The following is a 19,943-nucleotide window of genomic DNA, read 5'->3' as shown; positions in this document are numbered from 1 at the left end:
ACTAATGAAAAAAGTAATGACTTTGAAAAGGAATAGTAATGAATCGAACATGTTCAGAGAGTTGACGGGTGGTGCAAGTCAATCATTGTTAGTTCATGAACTCGCCTTTGAGTTGCAGGTGCGAACGAAAGCCTAATGGTTTTCCAAGTAGTATTTGCCGTCTTATCCGCGTTAAGGAGTAATGAAGTGAGTGACGTACGTACACTAATTTGGGTGGTACCGCGGGAGTTATACATATAACCTCTCGTCCCTTTTATGGGATGAGAGGTTTTTTTATGTTCAAAAACGTACAAAATGGTAAAAAATCATTTGTTAATACAGAGGAGGAAGGTTTATATGAGTTTCAATCATCTTGAGATTGAAAAGAAGTGGCAAACACATTGGGAAAGTAATAAGACATTTAAAACGAATGAAGAAGTTGAAAAGCGGAAGTTTTACGCATTAGACATGTTTCCTTATCCTTCTGGAGCAGGACTTCATGTAGGACACCCTGAGGGCTATACTGCTACTGACATCTTATCAAGAATGAAGCGTATGCAGGGCTATAATGTACTACATCCAATGGGCTGGGATGCTTTTGGACTTCCAGCAGAACAATATGCATTAGATACAGGAAATGATCCAGCAGAATTCACAGAACAAAACATAAATACATTTCGTCGCCAAATCAAGGAATTAGGTTTTTCTTATGATTGGGATCGTGAGGTTAACACGACAGATCCAGAGTATTATAAGTGGACACAATGGATTTTTATCAAGCTTTATGAAAAAGGTTTAGCATATATTGATGAAGTGGCTGTTAACTGGTGTCCTGCCTTAGGAACCGTGTTAGCGAACGAAGAAGTAATAGATGGTAAAAGTGAGCGTGGAGGTCACCCGGTTGAGCGCCGTCCAATGAAACAGTGGATGCTTAAAATCACTGAATATGGAGATCGTTTATTAGAAGATCTTGAAGAGTTAGATTGGCCTGAAAGCTTAAAAGAAATGCAACGCAATTGGATCGGTCGTTCAGAGGGTGCACATGTAACGTTTGAAATTGATGGACATGTTGAAACCTTTACTGTATTCACTACTAGACCTGATACTTTATTTGGTGCAACGTATGCTGTTTTAGCACCGGAGCATGCTTTCGTTAGTAAAATAACGACGGATAACCAAAAAGAAGTGGTAGAAGCCTACTTAGATAAAGTAAAAATGAAGAGTGACCTAGAGCGAACAGACTTAGCAAAAGATAAAACCGGCGTTTTCACAGGTGCGTATGCAATTAATCCAGTAAATGGTGAGAAGATGCCAATTTGGATTGCTGATTATGTATTAGCAAGTTATGGAACAGGTGCTATTATGGCGGTTCCAGGACATGATGAACGTGATCATGAATTCGCAGTGAAGTTCGACTTACCTATAAAAGAAGTTGTTGCTGGTGGAGATGTTACGAGAGAGGCTTACACAGGTGATGGTGAGCACGTTAACTCTGAGTTTTTAAATGGATTAGGAAAAGAAGAAGCCATTTCCAAGATGATCTCATGGTTAGAGGAAAATGGCAAAGGTGAGAAAAAAGTTACGTATCGCCTTCGTGACTGGTTATTCAGCCGCCAACGTTACTGGGGAGAGCCAATTCCTATAATCCATTGGGAAGATGGCACAATGACTGCTGTACCAGAAGACCAATTGCCTTTAACCTTACCTAAAACAAAAGAAATTCGTCCTTCGGGAACTGGAGAATCACCTCTTGCGAATATTTCAGACTGGGTAAATGTTGTTGATGAAGCAACTGGTAAAAAGGGACGTCGTGAAACAAATACGATGCCTCAATGGGCAGGTAGTTGCTGGTACTACTTACGTTATATTGATCCAACCAATAGTGAACAACTGGCAGACCCTGAAAAATTAAAACGCTGGTTACCAGTTGATATCTATATCGGAGGAGCAGAGCATGCGGTTCTTCATTTACTATATGCACGCTTCTGGCACAAAGTATTATATGATATCGGGGTCGTTTCAACGAAGGAGCCATTCCAAAAGTTATTTAACCAAGGTATGATACTAGGTGAAAATAATGAAAAAATGAGCAAATCAAAAGGAAATGTAGTAAATCCTGATGATATTATTAAAAGCCATGGTGCTGATACATTGCGTTTATACGAGATGTTCATGGGGCCATTAGATGCATCAATTGCATGGTCAGAAAAAGGCTTGGATGGCTCTCGCCGATTCTTAGACCGTGTATGGCGCTTGTTGGTAGAAGAAAACGGTAAAGTAACTGAAAAGATATCTGGTGATGACCAAGGTCATGCGCTAGAGCGTGTATATCACCAAACGGTTAAAAAGGTAACCGAAGATTATGAGGGATTGCGTTTCAATACTGCTATTTCACAACTAATGGTCTTTATTAATGAAGCGTATAAAGCGACAACCTTACCTAAGATTTATATTGAAGGATTTGTAAAATTACTTTCACCAATTGCGCCACATCTTGCCGAAGAGTTATGGGAGAAGCTTGGAAATACTAATACAATTTCTTATGAGGCATGGCCTGCTTTTGATGAAGGTAAGCTAGTCGAGGATGAGATTGAAATTGTAATTCAGGTAAATGGGAAAGTTAAAGCGAAGTTACACGTACCAACTGATGCAACACGCGAAAAACTAGAAGAGATTGCGATGGCCGATGAATTAGTAAAAGAGCAAATTGAAGGTAAAACGGTTCGAAAGGTAATCGCGGTACCAGGTAAATTAGTAAACATCGTAGCAAATTAAGATGGAACGCACAAGGTTCATTTGAACCTGTGCGTTTTTAATTTCATTTTGCTATAATATCACTAGTTGAAGGAAAGGAATGGATTTTAATGTCTGAAATAGAAATTATTACGACTGAAGAACTCAAGCAGAAACTTGAAAATGGCGAGCAATTAGAATTAGTCGATGTACGTGAAGACGAGGAAGTTGCAGTAGGTATGGTTCCTGGTGCTAAGCACATTAAAATGGGTGAAATTCCAGCAAACCTTGATTACTTCTCCAAAGACAAAGAATACATATTTATTTGCCGTTCAGGTCGCCGTAGTGAAAATGTTTGTTATTATTTACATGAACAAGGTTACAAAGTACGTAATATGGTTGGTGGTATGCTCGAGTGGACTGGTGAAACTAAATAATACCACTTGGGAAACTAAAAACTCTCCTAGTCATAGGGGAGTTTTTGTTATAGAATTGAGTATCCTTAACTAGAAAATAGGAGATAACCTCATGTATCAAACATATACGTTGAAAGAAAAAATTAAACTAATATTCATTATGTTAATTCCTATATTAATTACACAGCTTGGTATGTTTTCTATGGTGTTTTTTAATACCATTATGTCTGGTAAATACAATCCGGCTGATTTGGCTGGAGTAGCCATTGGTTCTTCTATATGGAATCCAATATTTACGGGCTTAAGTGGAATCTTACTAGCAGTATCTCCTATAGCTGCGCAGCGATTTGGAGAGAAAAAAGATAAAGAGGTAACTAGTGTTGTTGTAAATGGAATCAATCTAGCTTTTATCATTGGAATAATTGTTATTTTGGTTGGTGCTTTTATTCTAAATCCTATCTTAGACGCTATGAATTTAGCCCCACGTGTACACAAAACAGCACATGATTATTTAGTTGGATTAAGTTTGGGTATTATTCCATTGTTTATTTTTAATGTTTTACGATCATTTATCTATGCTTTAGGGATTACAAGAATTGTTATGATTATCTTATTAAGCTCTCTTCCAGTGAACTTCTTTTTAAACTATGTTTTAATTTATGGACATTGGGGATTTCCAGAACTTGGAGGAGCAGGAGCAGGTTTGGCTACTTCCTTAACATATTGGGTAATTGCAGGGCTTACAGCATTAATTATAAAAACGAAAATGCCTTTTTCAACATACTCTGTCTTTACAAACTATAAATCTATATCTCTTGAAGAGAGTAAGGAAATCCTAAGAATAGGAGTACCGATGGGGTTATCAACATTTTTTGAAACGAGCATGTTTGCTGTAGTTACAATATTGATTAGCAAATTTGCGATTACAACAATCGCTGCCTATCAAACTGCATTAAATGTCGTTTCTTTCCTATATATGATACCGGTAAGTATTTCTATGGCTTTAACAGTTTTAGTTGGATTTGAAGTTGGGTCAAAAAGATTTAAAGATGCAAAGGTTTATAGTTGGCTTGGCATAGGTTTATCTATGTTAATTGCATTAGTAACTGGATTGTTAGTTGTCCTATTTAGGTATGATGTTGCGGCCCTTTATTCGAATGACCAGGAAGTTATTGTGTTAACTGCCCATTTTTTAATTTATGCTTTATTCTTCCAATTGTCTGATGCGATACAAGCAACTGCTCTTGCAGCTCTCAGAGGCTATAAGGATGTAAATGTAGCTTTCATAATGACACTTGTAGCCTATTGGCTAATTTGCTTACCTCTAGGCTATTACTTGGCTAACTTTACGAAGTTAGGTGCTCCTGGATATTGGATTGGCTTAACCGCAGGATTGCTTGCAGCGGGTGTAGGCTTATCGTTAAGACTAATTCAAATACAAAGAAGATATGAAATAAAATATCCTAAATCAAAAATATCCCCTAGTTTATAATAGGGGATATATGTTTAATTATTCAAGATTACAGAATGTGTATCTCTTATAGATCGTGAAGAAGAACAGACGATATTTCTCCCATTCCGTTTAGCATGATAGAGAGCATCATCGGCTTCCTGGAAAAGAGTATAAGGCTTTTCTAATTCATGATAATAAGCAGCAATACCTACAGAAACAGTGAGGTTTATTTGTTTGTTTCCAGAAAGGTAAAATGGTTCTTCTTCAACTTTCCTTCGAATTCGTTCTGCAATTTCTTTAGCTTTCTCATGATTACAATGTGGAAGAATAATAGAAAATTCCTCACCACCATTTCTTGATAGGACATCCCCTTCTCGAGTTAAACTCTTTAGTAGATTTGCGAGCTGTTTCAATACTTGGTCTCCAGCTAAATGGCCATAGGTATCGTTAATTTGCTTAAAGTGATCAACATCTATAATACAAATTGAACAATCACCCTTCATTTCCATCGTTTTTGTCAAGATGGAATTGTAATAATAATCAAACGAACGAACATTAAATAGTCCAGTTAATGAGTCCCTTTGAGAGCTTTCTTTATATTTTAAATATAGTTCACTGTTTAACCTGATGTAGTTTACAAAATGATAAATTAATGTTCCACCGACCATAGTTGATATTACATGATATAGAGCGAAGTCAAGCACTTCATTAAAGTTATCCACTACAATATATAAGGCTAAGGAAAAGATTGTTTGACTATAGACCAGTAAGGTCAACCACTTCACCCATGGAGTAAGTCTAAGCCTTAAAGATATAAAGCTAGCACCAAAAGCAATTGTAAACATCATAAATAAAGAAACAACTGAAGAGAAGTTATATGCAATTAAGAATCTACCTATAGAAATAACAATTACTGATACTAGAGTCGGTATAAACCCACCAAAGAATGCAACTAATACCACCGGAATATGTCTTAAGTCTAATATAGTAATTTCATTTACCTGTATACTATAGTGCATCAAGATGATACCTAATAAACCTGCGATTAAGCCATCAAGTAATTTTATCTTTAATGGTGAATTCATAGTAAGTCGATTATGTCTAAATAGCTGATGCCATATAAAAGTAAAAGACATTAAAATAGATATATTAATAACTAAATCACTGAGCATCGTTAAAACCTTCCTTAAAATACGATCTTTCTATATATATTCCATTATTTAGTGCTAATGTCCTTCTAAATTATACATTTGTTTTCGTGAAAAAGAAATTATAAAATTTGTAAGATGAAGTCATAAGCAATAATAGAGATAACGCAAAGTGACCAAGCTCACTGACTACATCGATTTCTGAAGTTAGAATATTACTAAATTTCAAAGTTTTTTTCTTCTTCCATAAACTACTAGATAACTAGAAACCCTTATAAATCAACAAGTATGCTCATAGCAAACTTGATTGATTCATAGAAAAAGAGATAGAATAGATATAGATTAAATGGAATCGATTTTCCAGAAAAATAAGCTAACATCGCTTTGTTAGGTAGTAATAATAGGAGGAATTTGCTTGAGTTTATCATTTTCGTTTATTCATGCAGCTGATATACATTTAGATAGTCCGTTAACAGGGCTTGAACAGTATGAAGGGGCTCCTGTTGATAAAATAAGAAGTGCCACTCGAGAGGCATTTAAAAATTTAATAGATACAGCAATCAATAACGAAGTGTCCTTTATTATTATCGCTGGTGATTTATATGACGGTGATTGGAAGGACTATAACACAGGATTATTCTTTGCTAACCAAATGGTACGTTTACAGAAGGAAAATATTAAAGTGTATCTTATTCGTGGCAATCATGATGCAGCAAGTCTCATCACTAGGGAATTAAAGCTTCCAGATAACGTTCTTGAATTTTCTGTAAAAGAAGCAGAATCATATATTGATGACGATCTTAGGATTGCTATCCATGGACAAGGCTTTGCTTCTCGTGCTGTTGAAGAAAATCTAGTGAAAAATTACCCTAGACGACATGAGGGTTATTTAAATATCGGAATTCTACACACGAGTGCTACGGGAAGCGAAGGTCATGAAACATACGCCCCTTGTTCAGTGGAGGATATGAAGGGGCTAGGCTATGATTATTGGGCTCTTGGGCATATTCATTTAAGAGAACTGCTGCATGAAAAAGACCCGGTAATCCTATTTCCAGGTAATATTCAAGGGAGACATATTAAAGAAACAGGAGATAAAGGTTGCTCCATTGTAAAAGTTGAAGAAGGCATGGTCGATTCGGTAGATCACATATCACTTGATGTATTGCGTTGGGAGCTTTGTGAGGTAGATGCAAGTGAAGTTGAGAGTATAGATGAATTAATGAATGCGGCACGCGAGTTATTAGAGATAAAGTATCAACAAGTTGATGGAAGGTTCCTTGCTATTAGATTCAGGATTTATGGAAGTAGTAAAATTCATCAAGAGTTACTAATATCAAAGGAACATGTAATAAATAATCTACGTTCGATCGCTTTGGATGTAGGTTTAGGTGATATATGGGTTGAAAAAGTAAAAGTTGAAACAACAAGATCAGTAAATATTGATGAACTTAAGGAACAGAATACACCTTTAGCAGTTATTTTAGAATTTATTAAAGAAGCCAGAAACAATGAAAGCATGTTAGACGATTTGCTGTCGGAATTTCAGGATATCGGGCAGACACTTCCATATGAACTACGAAATAGTGAAGAAGGCCTGAATTTTAATGATAGTGACAGTATTAAAAAGAGAATCGAAGATGTTGAAGATTTAATTCTTTACTATTTAACAAAGACAGGAGTGGAAGTGTGATGAGATTTGATTACTTGAATTTACGAGCATTTGGTCATTTCACTGACTATGAACTTCTATTTGATCAAATGAAAAACTTCCACTTGATATATGGACCGAATGAAGCAGGTAAAAGTACTACACTAAGATCAATAACCCACTTTCTCTATGGATTTCCACAGCAAACGAATGACTCATTTCTCCATAGTAATACAAAGCTTCGAATCGAAGGACAATTAAAAAAATCAACGGGTGAAAGCTTACAATTTATTCGTAGAAAAGGAAACAAAAATACAATTCTTGATGTTGATGGTGCTTCTTTGGATGAAAATGTGGTCGACCATTTTTTACAAGGAATCAGTGAAGAGCATTTCTTAAATATGTTTGCTCTTGATCATGTGCGTCTTCGTGAAGGCGGAGAGAGCTTATTGCAAAGTGGTGGAAACCTAGGTGAAAGCTTATTTTCAGCTGCATCAGGAATTAACATACTCCGAAAGGTTTTTGAAGACCTAGACAAAAAGTCGGGTGAGTTATACAAAAAACGTGGTTCAACCCCTGAAATTAATAAACTCTTAAAAGAAGAAAAAGAACTAAAAAAACAAATTTCGGAGTATCAACTAAAAGTACAGGCATGGAAAGATCTTGAAAGAAGATACACAGATGGTAAAAAGCAGATTGACACCATTAGTAAAGAGGTTAGAGAACTACGTGGTAAACAAGACAAGTTACAACGCTTGAAATTAACACTCCCAAAAATCGCCAAGCGAGAAGATTTACGACAAAAGCTAGAAGAACTTGGCGAATTACCAACTATGCCAGAAAACTCCACTGAGTTACGAAAAGAGAGTCAGCAAAAGCTAGATTTAGCGAGCCTAGATAAAAAGAAGGCTGAAAATGAACAACGAGATCTTCAGTTAGAAATGGAAAAAATCACTATTCCCATTGGTATATTGGAGCAAGCAGCAAGTATCAATTCTCTCTACCGTGAAGTGCAGTCCTATCAAAATCAGGTAAATCAGGTTCCTAGACTAGAAGGTGAAATAGGAATTCTTAAGGAGAGAGTACTAGCTGTAATGAAGGAGATAGACCCTTCGAATGCTGAATTAGAATCTATTGATAAATTTCGTATTACTTCAGAAAAAAAAGAAACAATTCGTGAGCTGTGTAAAGAAAAGCCGCTACTGGATCAAGCGCTTCAGGAATACACCAAAGAGCGAGGTGAGATTGAAGAAGAATTGATAAACAAAAGAAAGGAATTAGACTCTCTTCCGCAATTGCTAAATACGGAGGAACTGGAAGATGTGATTGATCAAGTAAAACGTACTGGAGATATCGAAGAAGTTATTACTCAATTAATTTCAGATTATAGCCAAAAAGAACTACAAATTGAGGAAGAAATTAAATTGTTACCGCAATGGCGTGGTAGTTATCAGGAGTTAATGAATCTTGAAGTAGCTATCCTAACGGAAACGATAAATAAGTACGAGCAGGAACAAACACGATTAACTAAAATGCTGGATAAAGTTAAGAACCAACTTTCAACACAGAAAGAACTGATTGAAGAACATGAAGAAAAAATCAGAGAGCTAGAAGCATTGGCAGAAATTCCTTCAGAAGAAACGTTAATCAAAGCTCGAACTCATCGGGACCAGGAATGGCAGTCAATTAGTAGCAAGCTTAAAAATTGGAACACGCATACCTCAGCACAAATGTCGTTTTGGGAAGAGTCAAATGAAAGTGCGTTTGAAAAGAGTATGAAAAATGCAGATAGTATAGCGGATAAAATGAGGTTTGAAGCAGCAAAGGTCGGAGAAAAGAATAAGAGATTATCAGATATTGATAGTTGTAAAAAGAAGGTCCAAGAAATAGAACTTGAAGAGAAAAGACTCCATGATGAAATGATAGTATGGGAAACTGCTTGGAGAGAACTTTGGAAGCCTACAACCATTACACCTTTAACCCCTGCAGAAATGAAGGAATGGATAAGTAAGTTTGAATTTATTAAAGTGCTTGTGAAAGAAAATGAGAAAGTCAAAAAGTCAATCAGAGAGCTAGAAAGTAAGAAAGAGCAATTAAGAACTACCTTAAAGGTATCCCTATCTATGTTTACTAAAGTATCTTCGGAAAAATCCCTAAATGAAATACTTAGTATTGCAGAAAGACAGTATAAGAGTATTTTAGAAGTTGAAGCCAAAAGAAATAGGCTAGTAGAAGGGATATCTGAGATAAACCGAAGGCTGAATACGAATGAACAGAAAGTAAATGATACAAAAAGAAAAATAAGCTATTGGAACAAAGATTGGGAAGAGGTTATCCTAAATACTAATATTTCATCTAATATCTCTGTAAAAGTTGCTGAAAGCCTACTTAGTAAATATGAAGATTGCTCTAAGACTTATGAAGAGTTTAAGAGGGTTGAAAAGGACCTAAAAGCTGTTAAGATACAAATCTCACAATTTGAGAATAGTGTATCCTCTCTTTTACATTTGGTTGATTTTAAAATGGAACTTGAGAATACCGATCTTATTGTTAACCATTTATATGCAGCACTTCAAAAAGCTCAGACTGATCGTAATGAACTGACAAACCTAGAAAAACAATTAAAGAAGCTTCGTGATATTATTAGAAATGCTGAAGAAGAAATAGAAAATGCGACTTCAGTAATAAGTGGGTTACTGCGTACGGCAGATTGTCAGGAAATTCACGAGCTCGAAAATCTTGAAAAAAGGTTTCTGTTAAAGGAGAATTACATGAAGGATATTCGAGCTATTGAGGAGGAGCTTCTGCTAAATGGGAACGGTTTATCACTACATGACGTTTTGGAAGAGTCCAAAGAAGCAAATCATGATCAGCTAGGAATCCAAATCGAGGAAATTATGCAGAAGCTAGAGGAAATCGAACCATTACGCTCTCAAATGGAACAGAACTATGGTGTTGTAAAAAAAGAGTATGAAGAAAAAGTCCAAGGAAATAGTACATCTTCAGTTACTGCAGAACAAAATAAAACAAGTTTGCTTACTAAACTTGCTAATGTTACAGATCAATACGTTAATTTAAAGCTGGCGTCTATACTGTTACAGAGGGGTATAGAGCACTATAGAAATCAAAATCAAGATCCTATTTTAAGTAGGGCTAGTGAGCTGTTTGCAAGATTAACATTACAATCGTTTAGTGGTTTACAAGTTGATTATGACGAGAAGGACCAGCCTGTACTAATGGGTGTTAGATCCAATGGAGACAAAGTACCGGTTGAGGGTATGAGTGATGGTTCAACAGATCAACTCTACTTGGCACTTCGCATTGCTAGTATTGAAAAATATGCATCAGAAAATGAACCGATGCCTTTTATTTTGGATGATATTCTTGTCCACTTTGATGATATTCGTGCTAAAGAAACTTTAAAAATCTTATTAGAACTTTCAAATCATACCCAAATTATCTTCTTCACTCACCATTCTAGACTAGTTGAAATTATGAATGAAATTACACTCGATTCAGAATATCAATTAAAAGAAATTAATAGTAAAGAAACAGTAACAGCTTAATTAAGTTATAACAAAAAGACGAAACCATCTTGAAGGTTTCGTCTTTTTGTATTTTTTTGGAAAAATTATTAATCAGTACCTTGCATTATTCACTAGTGTATTGTAATATGTAATTTATGGAAATTTAGTGGTTAAATTTGGATTACTATTAAATAATGATTAGTACTGAACAATGTTTTGTAGGGGGAGTAAATTTGAATGTCCAATTTAAAAAAGGAGCCTTGGAGTTATGTGTGTTGATTCTAATTTCTAAAAGAGACCAGTATGGTTATGAATTGGCCCAAAATATATCAAATAAAATTGAAGTGGCAGAAGGAACCTTATATCCATTATTGCGAAGATTAACAAAGGATGAGTATGTTTCTACTTATTTAGCTGAATCGTCTGAAGGACCTCCAAGGAAATATTATGCTTTAACGGATAAAGGAAAGGGCTATATGAAATTATTAGTTGAGGAATGGCGACAATTTGCAGGTGCTGTAAATGAATTTATTGAGGAGGGTCAGCAACATGGAGAAGAATAGGTTTATTAATGAGCTTAATAGGCATTTAGAGAAGGTACCAGAGCACGATCGAAGAGAAATGCTATATGACTATGAAGAACATTTTTCAATAGGTTTGGCTGAGGGAAGAAGTGAAGATGATTTAATTTTGGAACTAGGTGATCCTAGTTTGATCGCTAGAGATTTATTAGCCGATTATCGTGTAACAAAAGCTGAAAATGATAAGTCGATACCTAATATGTTTAATGCAATTGTCGCAGCTATTAGTCTTAGTTTCTTTAATCTAGTATTTATCCTTGGGCCAGTTATAGGAGTATTTGGAGTATATGTTGGACTGTGCTTAACTGCAATTGCCTTTACATTATCACCGTTAGCTATCTTTCCTTCAATTTTCTTTAATGGATTTGAGAGATTACCATTTACATTTTTTGTATCGTTAATACTTTGTAGTTTAGGTATCTTATTAAGTGTAGGTATGATCTATGTTGGTAGATATTTCTATAATTTAATTTTACGTTACATCAAATTTAATATTCGCGTAATAAAGGGAGGAAAAGCAGCATGAAAAAGGTTGTACTGGGTGCGTTAGTACTATTAATTGTTGGTTTAGTTGGATCTGTAGCAACTGCTAGTTTTTCTGATGTATTTTCGGTCAACACAGTTGAAGTATATGAAGAGAAAACAGTAAAGGCAAGTTCAGTTGAGACAATTACCGTTAAGTTATCATCAACAGATTTACAGTTAGAACCAATTAGTGGTGATGAAATTATTGTAGAACTAAGTGGGAGTGTAAGCAAGAAGATTAAAGACCAATATGAGCTCATAGTGGTTGAAAAAGGAGACAGGTTAGAAGTTTCTTTAGACAAACTAGATGTTATGTTCTATGTAGGGGTTACAAGGGTAGATCTAGACTTAACAGTGAAACTGCCTGAAAAAATCTATCAATCTATTCTTATTGAGGCATCATCAGCTGATGTTGAAATGAAGGATCTCCAATTGGGTGAAGTGAGGACGAATGTAAGTTCAGGGGATGTTACGTTTGAAAATATTACTACTGAAGAACTTGTACTAGAAACATCAAGTGGTGATATAAAATTGATGAATTCTAAGGCTGACCTCTTCAATCTTGCTACTTCTAGTGGAGATGTGATAATAGAGGATTTAACAGGAGATATAAGAGTTAATACGACTTCAGGCAGAATAAGCTTAGAGAATGAAGAAGTGAGTGGGAATATGGATTTTACTGCTACAAGTGGTGATGTAGATGTACGTTTTAAAAGTAAACCAAATGCAATCTCTTTAGATTTTAAAGGGTCTTCAGGAGAAGGAATTGTAAATGTAGAAGGTTTCAGTTTTAGTGAAAAATCAGAGGATAGAGTTGTCGGCCAAATCGGCAAAGCAAGTTATGAATTGAAGGTTAGAACAACTTCTGGAGACTTTACGTTAAATTAAAAGAGAAAAAGATTCGAACGGTCCGAGAACAGTGAAAGAGAGTATTGAATCCCGGTATCAAAGTCAGAAAGAGGCATGAAGCTTAAATTCATTGAATACACATGTAACAAGCTACATCTAAGAAAATACATACATGGTGGTGGAAAATATGATTGTGAAAAAGCAGTTTCTAATTAATGCGAATAGAAATGATGTTTGGGAAGTATTTATGAATCCTGAAAAGTTGGCTACATGTGTACCAGGATGTAAAGAGATAAAAGTGGTGTCCCCAACAAGATATGATGCAGTTGTGGAATTAAAGGCACAGTTAATGAAATTAAAGTTTCAGGCAACGGGGGAGCTAAAAAATGCGATTGAGAAGGAGCAGCTTACAGTAGAGATGACGGGAAAGCCACTTGCAATGGTAGGACTCTTTCAAAATACAATGACTGTTCACCTTTCAGATGCTGAGCCTGGTGCTACTATGGTGGATTATGAGATGGATATACAGGTATCAGGAAAACTAGCAACAATGGGATCTAAACTTATGAAGGGTTCACTTTCAAAATCAGCGGGTGAATTTGCGGAAAACGTACAAAGTTTATTTCAGCACTCATAAATGAAAAGGGCCTAAAACTCAAATGCATAAAAGCATTGTGTTTTAGGCCCTACTTTTTATTTTCTTTTCCTTAGTCTAAACTTTCTATTCGGTAATTTGAACCTACGCTTAGGAAACTTTATTTCTTTTTCTTTTACAAAGCGAAGAAGGATAAATAAGATGTAAGTTCCTAAAGCGACATAAAAGAAAATAGGCACATTTTTTGATTTCGTAATAAGGTAAGTCATATACAAGAGAAATATTGTAACTAAGAAACTATATTTTGGTAAAGGAATATCCTTAAAACTAGGGATTTTAAACGAGCTTGCCATTAAAATTCCTAGTACAAAATAAATTACCGCAAATATTGGTACTGGTATCACTTTATAAAACAGAACAAGAAAAGCAACTAATCCACCAGCAAATGTAATAGGTATACCTCTAAAATATTTTGAGGGCTCATTGGTTGATGTTAAATTAAATCTAGCTAGTCGATAGGCACCGAAAAGTGGAAACACCCCAGCAATAACCATCCCTGCCATTCCATAATCAACAAAATATGTATAAATGGCTAAAAAGGCAGGAGCGATACCAAATGACACTATATCAGCTAATGAATCCAATTCCTTTCCAAAATCATTGGAAACACCAAGTATTCGAGCAGCTCTTCCGTCAAGAGCGTCTAACATCATTGCGATAAAAATTAATATCGTGGCATTTCGAATGTCTTGATTAATAATATAACCTAAGGAAAGAAAACCACAAAATAAATTACCAAATGTTAATGCATTTGGTATATATCTTTTTGACATACGCACACATCCTTATATCTCTTGAACTAAATATATCACATTTTTAAACGAAATAGCACATGACTCCAATTATTTTAAATTCAGCTTTCCTTTTACTGTTGGGCCTTTCTAATAAGCGCATTTTATTTCTCTTTTAGTTTATTTGCAAAAGTTTGAGGTATTCTCAATAGGAATTATGCTAATATATGGATATTACCCTCAGAATACAAGTCTAATCATAATTCTTATATTTTACGAACACATATAAGACTATTCAAGATATGAAAACATTGAATTAAATATACAATTGCTCGTAGATACTTTATACCATTGGGAGGTATTAAATTGTCTCAAAAAAAAACGATTGAAGAGCTTGAGAAGAAAGTTGATGCACTTCAAAGGGAAGCTCGTGATCTTAAAGTGATGATCTTGGAGTTGAAAAGGGAAGAGAAGGAAAGCCAAACTGACAGAATAACCGAACCTACCCCTGATATAACTAACTATCAGAAAGATATTAAATCAAAAGGTATAGTAAGAGAAGAAAGAGAACCGATTGATTGGGAACGACAGATTGGTCAAATTTGGTTACCAAGAATTTTTATATTTGTACTATTATTAGGTGTTATTTGGGCGTTTAAGGCGGCATCAGATTATGGCTATTTAAATAATTCCGTTAAAATAACCATTGGCTATCTGTCTGCTGTAATCTTATTATACATAGGTGGGCGACAAATAAGGAGTAACAGAGTTGCGTTAGGACAGGTTTTATTTGGAGGAAGTACCATCCTTTTGTTAATCGTTACTTTTGCGATGCATGTTCTATATAATATGGTCCCTTTGCTCGTGGCACTAGTATTAAATTTAATTTGGATTGGGATGGGAATATACTTCTCACATCTTTTTAAATCACAGCCGCTTGCCGTACTCACAGGTATTGGAGGTTATCTCATTCCCTTCTTACTTAAAAATAATGATCCGAATATACTAAATTTAGTGATCTTTGAAACCATATTCTACTGTATATTACTGTTATTTGCTTTAAAAAAGCAGTTCAAAATTCTTTACCTTGTTTCTTTTGTAATGTTACATATCACCTTATTAGCTTCAATAGCGATTACTGGATCTGGACAGGAAAAAACATTTGGGATAGCTGTACTAATTCAACATGGATTATTGGTAGCTACTTTCTTTTTAAAAAAGGACTTTATGAAATACCAAATGGGTGTATTGTACACCAGCTTTATATTGACAATGTCTTGGGTCGGTTTATCCTTTCCTGAGACTCAGTATGAAATGATTGTACTCTTAACCTTTGCATTGTACTCTTTTTTATCAATCATTTCCTGGAATAAAGATACAACAAGGATTCCTATAACCCTTTCAATATCAACATTAGCTTTGTTATTATTTTTAATAAGTAAGTTTGATGAAGAAAATATCATGGGGTTAATTGTTCTTCAAGGATTATTATCAATCTATATAGGAATACTTGCATCGTCGAAACTTCAACAAGCTGTTGGTGCAAGCATTTATGTGTTAAGTGGATTGGTTATAATTAGCACTGATTTTTATTCAATTGCCTCCATTGATTTTCTAAACTGGGTAGTATTACTCGGAACCTTGATTGTAGTAGTAAGGTTGTTACCTTCAGTAGAAGTAATCAAGGAGAATGAGATTACGAAAGTAAGGCAGATTATTCATATTGTTTTTATGGTGTTATTGCTCCCATTTATTACACATACTGTACAAGCTTTAACACATGAATTTACACTTAATATTAAATATATGGCTGTATCATCTTCTTGGGGAATTTATGCATTTATTGGAGTAATTCTAGGTTCAATCAAGAACTATAAACCATTAAGAGTTTTTGGGTTAATTCTGTTATTCATTACTTTAGCTAAACTGTTTTTCGTCGACTTAACCTATGTTTCGATCTTTATAAGGGCTGTCTTATTCATAGGACTTGGAATACTCGGTATTATAGGATCGAGAATTCTCTATAAAAACGAATACAAATAAAACAATGGTGTCAGGAGTTACTGACACCATTTGATTTGAATTCTGCCATTCAACTAATTTCTTGTAAATTTAACAGGAAAATGCTTTAATAGTTAAAAGCGGTAAAGTGAGGAGTCGGTATTCATGGAAGGCAATGTATTAGTGATTGGTCTAGGCTTAATTGGAGGGTCAATCGCTTTATCTATAAAGGATGAGCATAAATGTAAATTAATGGGCTATGATCTAAACCAAGATCGAGTAAGGCTTGCTAAATCCCTGAATGTAATTGACGATTGCGTAATGACTATAGAAGATGAAGCACAAGCTGCAGATCTTATTATAATTGCGGTTCCTGTCACGGAGACAATAGCCGTTTTACGTGAACTAGCAAAATTAAAATTGAAAAGCGGAGTAATAATAACAGATGTTGGAAGTACAAAAAAAGTCATTGTAGATGAGGCTTGTAATGTACTACCAGATTATGTTGATTTTATAGGTGGACATCCTATGGCAGGCTCACATAAGAGCGGGGTGGAAGCAGCAAAAAAAGATTTATTTGAAAATGCTTTTTATGTACTAACTCCGACACCTCACACATCCGAATCAGCAATTTCAACTCTAGAGAAGTGGCTAGCTTGTACTAGATCAACAATTGTAAAAATGAATGCAGAGGAGCATGATCATGTAGCCGGAGTAGTTTCTCACTTTCCACATATTATTGCATCAAGCCTTGTCGAACATGCTGAAATTTACCATCAAGAAACACCAATTATTCAAGATTTGGCTGCTGGTGGTTTTAAGGATATTACTAGAATCGCATCATCTAATCCGAAAATGTGGAGCGATATTTTATTACACAACCGAGAAGGTATTTTGCAACAGTTTGAAGTTTGGATGGATCAGATGAATAGAATACAAGAAAGTATTCGAAATTCTTCTAGAGATGAAATCTATCACTTTTTTGAGCATGCTAAAGAATTCCGTGATGAATTTTCTACTCGTAAAGGAAGGGCACTTGCCACTTACTTTGACTTATTCATTGACATTCCTGATAGCCCGGGGGTGCTTGCAGAAATTACAAACATCTTGGCAAAAAACGAAATTAACATAACAAATATTGAGATAATTGAAAGTCGGGAAGATATTTATGGGGTATTACGCGTGAGCTTCAGAAATGAAAATGATCGTGTCCGAGCAAATAAGTTAATATCACCAATCTATGAAACTTACATTCTGCAATAGTGCAAAATAAAACCTTTGGTCTTCGTAATATAGAAGTCCAAAGGTTTTTTTATGAGAAAAATTCCAAAAAGGAAAGGTTATTTTTAATTAGAGGTCATGACGAGCCTGTTAATTTGCATATTATAGTAATGATTACCAGTCCACATGCAATATTTCATTTGCGAGGAGTCTAATATATGGGAAAACGAAAAATGCGATATGGATTTGTTTTTATATTAATAATGGCATTGGTCTTGCTTTCTCCCTTTCAGAGCAAGGCAGATACAGATCCGCGTATTCCAAAGAATAAAATTGTAGCCCTTGTTTACGATGATTCTGGGAGCATGTGGGTACAGTCCGACCAGAAAGGACAAGAGTATCCAATTGATAATTGGAAGTATGGAAATTATGCTCTCCAAAGCTTTATGGCCATGCTCGATAGCCAAGATAAACTAGATGTTGTTTATATGAGCCACTCCCATTTTGCAGAATCTATTGAACTGGATCAACGTCTAAGGCAGAGAGAGGTTGAACATGTAAGATCATGGGAAGGTAAAAGTAATACACCCCTTATCTCTATCCATACAGCGATAGACCAGCTAGAAAAAGGTATGGAGGCAGAGCCTCGAGCAGATTTTTGGTTAATTGTTTTAACTGATGGGATTTTCAACGAATTAAACTACTTAGATTCAAATTTAACTAAGCAAAATATTAATCAAAGCAAGCAGAGACTGTTTAATGAATTAAAACAATTAAAAACAAAAATGGAAGAAAAAGGTGCAACTCTCCAAACCGCCCTCATTCCGATTGAATCTTATTTAAAGCCTGATGAAGAGTTAATGATGGCTGACTTTAAACGAGAATGGGTTGAAAGTACAGGGGGAGTGGTTTTAGAAAGTGATGGACAGCTTGACATTATCCATCGAATAAACGAGGTTGCTGCACTTATGACAAATCGTGACTCAGGTGATGAACAGCTTTTTCAATTAAATCCAGTGGTAGAGTTAAATCAGTTAACGTTACAATCTCCTTTCCCACTTAGGAGAATTACCATAATGGAACAAACGACAGATGAGAAAGCATCCTTTTCAATGAAAGAATTTATCATAAATAACCAATCAGTAGAGGAAGGAATCGAAGGGCCCTATACAATAGCTACACCACATGATCCATTTCAATTAAATCCACCAATTAGGGGGACACTAACTCATTTCAAAAATGAAGTTAACAATTCAATTATACCAGAAGGAACCTACAAAATCGTTTTTAATGAACCACTGACAGATGAACAGGTTAAGAATATGCAAATTCTTGCGGAACCAGCAATTGACTTTAGTATAGATTTCAAAAAAAGGAATGAGGATGGTAGTTTAACAGACGATTCATCTGCTTTTTTTGCTGGAAGCGATATGCAGATAGGAGTAACTCTTATAAAAGGTGAGAGTGATCCAACTGAAATTAATCTCCGTGAGTTAAAGGTAGGAAACCTTTTTGAAGTTGTTGCAATGATCGATGACAAACAAGTGCCATTAACGTATGATAACGAACTAAATAAATTTATTGGAAATTTTACCTTAGTTGAAAAAGAGTCAATTCCGGTAAATGTGAAAGTTATTATCAAAGGCTTTTATCAGAAGGAGAAAGAAACTTCTCTTAAGGGATATCCAATCAGATCAATGGAACTTGTAGCTAGTTCAAAGGATTGGGAGGCTCGTCTTGGAGAGTTAGATAAAGCTGAATCTTTTAAAATTACACCCTATGTAAACGGGAAAGAAATGTCGGAACAAGAACTAACAGAAATTTTTCACTCAGTTACAATTAACCTACCAAATGACCTTGATTTTAGTGTTAGACAGCAAGGTAATCAAATACTAGTAAATTTTCATGACAAGTGGCCAGTATTTCGAACTTCTGTCGGAGATATACCCTTTGGGGTGAGCCTTATAGGGAAGTATCCCGGGGAAATGGCGGAATCTACCTTTTCGATACACGTAAAGGACATTCACTGGCTAGAAAAGTATGGAGCTTTTTTACTAATAGGACTTATTCTCCTTCTGCTAGCAATCTATATCTTCGGTATTATTGTTAAGCCAAGATTTGATTACAACAGAATCGCTATAGAATACAAACAAAGTAAAAGACGGGACAAAATACGAGACAAAAAAGGAAACACTGAGCATTTTTACGGGAGCTGGTTCAAACGTTGGCTGATACCATTTGTTGCTGAGAAGAAAACGATTAATGATTTGACGTTTAAAGCCCATTCTAAAAAAGACCGAGTATTACTTACAAAAGAATGTCAGGACGAAAATATGATTGTTCGTCAAGAAAAACTACTAGAGCGAAGTAATATGGAAGACATTCTGATTTTTAATAATGATGAAATAAAAATAGAGAGAGGGAATCGGAATATTGCCTATATCTTTAAATCGCATATGTGAGGCTGAAGTAA

14 protein-coding genes and 1 other annotated feature are annotated in these 19,943 nt (G+C 35.1%); of the genes, 12 read left to right on the top strand and 2 right to left on the bottom strand.

Translation table 11 applies throughout. The features are described 5' to 3' along the window. The first annotated feature begins 13 nt into the window (after positions 1-13). Positions 14-255: a binding site (T-box leader), on the top strand. 81 nt (positions 256-336) lie between these two features. The 3 genes from leuS to J2Z26_RS14170 all read left to right on the top strand — a co-directional run bounded on the left by leuS (position 337) and on the right by J2Z26_RS14170 (position 4,620). Further along, positions 337-2,754 (top strand): leucine--tRNA ligase, encoded by a 2,418-nt coding sequence (leuS, locus tag J2Z26_RS14180; protein ID WP_193535953.1) that lies wholly within the window; start codon positions 337-339, stop codon positions 2,752-2,754. A gap of 89 nt (positions 2,755-2,843) precedes the next feature. After that, positions 2,844-3,149, top strand: a complete 306-nt coding sequence (locus J2Z26_RS14175; protein ID WP_193535951.1) for a rhodanese-like domain-containing protein — start codon at positions 2,844-2,846, stop codon at positions 3,147-3,149. A 91-nt stretch (positions 3,150-3,240) separates the two neighbouring features. Beyond that, on the top strand, positions 3,241-4,620 hold the full coding sequence (locus J2Z26_RS14170) for an MATE family efflux transporter (protein WP_193535949.1): 1,380 nt from the start codon (positions 3,241-3,243) through the stop codon (positions 4,618-4,620). Between the two features lie 14 nt (positions 4,621-4,634). On the opposite strand, the gene J2Z26_RS14165 is transcribed toward J2Z26_RS14170, so the two are convergent. Then, positions 4,635-5,753 (bottom strand): diguanylate cyclase, encoded by a 1,119-nt coding sequence (locus J2Z26_RS14165; protein ID WP_193535947.1) that lies wholly within the window; start codon positions 5,751-5,753, stop codon positions 4,635-4,637. Between the two features lie 391 nt (positions 5,754-6,144). Here J2Z26_RS14165 and J2Z26_RS14160 point away from each other — a divergent pair, with 391 nt between their 5' ends. From J2Z26_RS14160 to J2Z26_RS14135, 6 genes are all read left to right on the top strand, one after another. Continuing rightward, positions 6,145-7,422, top strand: coding sequence for a metallophosphoesterase family protein (locus tag J2Z26_RS14160; RefSeq protein WP_193535945.1), 1,278 nt, complete (start codon positions 6,145-6,147; stop codon positions 7,420-7,422). Further along, complete coding sequence (locus J2Z26_RS14155; RefSeq protein ID WP_193535943.1) at positions 7,422-10,946, top strand: YhaN family protein; 3,525 nt, start codon at positions 7,422-7,424, stop codon at positions 10,944-10,946. The genes J2Z26_RS14160 and J2Z26_RS14155 overlap by 1 nt, the downstream gene beginning before the upstream one ends. A 194-nt stretch (positions 10,947-11,140) precedes the next feature. Beyond that, positions 11,141-11,470 carry a PadR family transcriptional regulator gene (locus J2Z26_RS14150; RefSeq protein ID WP_193535941.1) on the top strand — a complete coding sequence of 110 codons (330 nt, stop codon included), beginning with the start codon at positions 11,141-11,143 and terminating at the stop codon, positions 11,468-11,470. Next, entirely contained in the window at positions 11,457-12,014 is a 558-nt protein-coding gene (locus J2Z26_RS14145; protein ID WP_193535939.1) for a DUF1700 domain-containing protein, read from the top strand. The genes J2Z26_RS14150 and J2Z26_RS14145 overlap by 14 nt, the downstream gene beginning before the upstream one ends. Next, complete coding sequence (locus J2Z26_RS14140; protein ID WP_193535938.1) at positions 12,011-12,901, top strand: DUF4097 family beta strand repeat-containing protein; 891 nt, start codon at positions 12,011-12,013, stop codon at positions 12,899-12,901. The genes J2Z26_RS14145 and J2Z26_RS14140 overlap by 4 nt, the downstream gene beginning before the upstream one ends. Positions 12,902-13,049: 148 nt before the next feature. Next, on the top strand, positions 13,050-13,499 hold the full coding sequence (locus tag J2Z26_RS14135; RefSeq protein WP_193535936.1) for an SRPBCC family protein: 450 nt from the start codon (positions 13,050-13,052) through the stop codon (positions 13,497-13,499). 56 nt (positions 13,500-13,555) lie between these two features. Here the strand turns inward: J2Z26_RS14135 and pssA are convergent, their stop codons facing one another. Continuing rightward, entirely contained in the window at positions 13,556-14,290 is a 735-nt protein-coding gene (gene pssA, locus J2Z26_RS14130) for a CDP-diacylglycerol--serine O-phosphatidyltransferase (protein ID WP_193535934.1), read from the bottom strand. Between the two features lie 324 nt (positions 14,291-14,614). Here pssA and J2Z26_RS14125 point away from each other — a divergent pair, with 324 nt between their 5' ends. The 3 genes from J2Z26_RS14125 (at position 14,615) to J2Z26_RS14115 (ending at position 19,932) form a co-directional block, all read left to right on the top strand. Continuing rightward, positions 14,615-16,291, top strand: coding sequence for a bZIP transcription factor (locus J2Z26_RS14125; protein WP_193535932.1), 1,677 nt, complete (start codon positions 14,615-14,617; stop codon positions 16,289-16,291). 123 nt (positions 16,292-16,414) lie between these two features. Further along, positions 16,415-17,512 carry a prephenate dehydrogenase gene (locus tag J2Z26_RS14120; protein ID WP_193535930.1) on the top strand — a complete coding sequence of 366 codons (1,098 nt, stop codon included), beginning with the start codon at positions 16,415-16,417 and terminating at the stop codon, positions 17,510-17,512. Between the two features lie 176 nt (positions 17,513-17,688). After that, on the top strand, positions 17,689-19,932 hold the full coding sequence (locus J2Z26_RS14115; RefSeq protein WP_193535928.1) for a vWA domain-containing protein: 2,244 nt from the start codon (positions 17,689-17,691) through the stop codon (positions 19,930-19,932). The last annotated feature ends 11 nt before the right edge of the window (positions 19,933-19,943 follow it).

Origin of the sequence: Cytobacillus luteolus, from assembly GCF_017873715.1 — a bacterium.
Taxonomy (GTDB): domain Bacteria; phylum Bacillota; class Bacilli; order Bacillales; family Bacillaceae_L; genus Bacillus_BV; species Bacillus_BV luteola.
This window is presented reverse-complemented; position numbering and strand designations above follow the sequence as displayed.

Excerpts from the sequence above, each read along its gene's own strand:
- leuS (WP_193535953.1), top strand. The coding sequence starts at position 337 with ATGAGTTTCAATCATCTTGAGATTGAAAAGAAGTGGCAAACACATTGG.
- J2Z26_RS14175 (WP_193535951.1), top strand. The coding sequence starts at position 2,844 with ATGTCTGAAATAGAAATTATTACGACTGAAGAACTCAAGCAGAAACTT.
- J2Z26_RS14170 (WP_193535949.1), top strand. The coding sequence starts at position 3,241 with ATGTATCAAACATATACGTTGAAAGAAAAAATTAAACTAATATTCATT.
- J2Z26_RS14165 (WP_193535947.1), bottom strand. The coding sequence starts at position 5,753 with ATGCTCAGTGATTTAGTTATTAATATATCTATTTTAATGTCTTTTACT.
- J2Z26_RS14155 (WP_193535943.1), top strand. The coding sequence starts at position 7,422 with ATGAGATTTGATTACTTGAATTTACGAGCATTTGGTCATTTCACTGAC.
- J2Z26_RS14145 (WP_193535939.1), top strand. The coding sequence starts at position 11,457 with ATGGAGAAGAATAGGTTTATTAATGAGCTTAATAGGCATTTAGAGAAG.
- J2Z26_RS14140 (WP_193535938.1), top strand. The coding sequence starts at position 12,011 with ATGAAAAAGGTTGTACTGGGTGCGTTAGTACTATTAATTGTTGGTTTA.
- J2Z26_RS14135 (WP_193535936.1), top strand. The coding sequence starts at position 13,050 with ATGATTGTGAAAAAGCAGTTTCTAATTAATGCGAATAGAAATGATGTT.
- pssA (WP_193535934.1), bottom strand. The coding sequence starts at position 14,290 with ATGTCAAAAAGATATATACCAAATGCATTAACATTTGGTAATTTATTT.
- J2Z26_RS14120 (WP_193535930.1), top strand. The coding sequence starts at position 16,415 with ATGGAAGGCAATGTATTAGTGATTGGTCTAGGCTTAATTGGAGGGTCA.
- J2Z26_RS14115 (WP_193535928.1), top strand. The coding sequence starts at position 17,689 with ATGGGAAAACGAAAAATGCGATATGGATTTGTTTTTATATTAATAATG.